Origin of the sequence: Cobetia sp. SIMBA_158, from assembly GCF_046566945.1 — a bacterium.
Classification (GTDB): Bacteria; Pseudomonadota; Gammaproteobacteria; order Pseudomonadales; family Halomonadaceae; genus Cobetia; species Cobetia amphilecti.
The window spans coordinates 1-258 of sequence record NZ_JAWJYL010000631.1; the positions used below are offsets into that span (position 1 = coordinate 1).

Here is a 258-nt window from a genome sequence, read left to right on the forward strand (position 1 = left end):
TTTTAGATACAGCAGGGGAGTTTATTAATTACTTGTCCAGTAGTTATAAAATGAAAAACTATGATCCTGCTTTTATGTTAGAGCTTGCGCATTATGAATGGGTAGAGCTTGACGTTTCAATAGCAAACGAAGACCCCAATGAGAGAAAACTACAACAAACAGCGTTAACTAAAAGTCCATTATTTCTATCAAGCGTAGCGAGAAATTTGAGTTACCAATATCCAGTGCAAACTATAAGTGACCAAGTCCGGCCAAAAG

Annotated in this window: 1 pseudogene; it reads left to right on the forward strand. The window is 36.8% G+C overall.

From position 1 onward, the window contains the following. A pseudogene (locus tag R2R70_RS21355) lies at positions 1 to 258 on the forward strand (hypothetical protein); the annotation flags it as partial.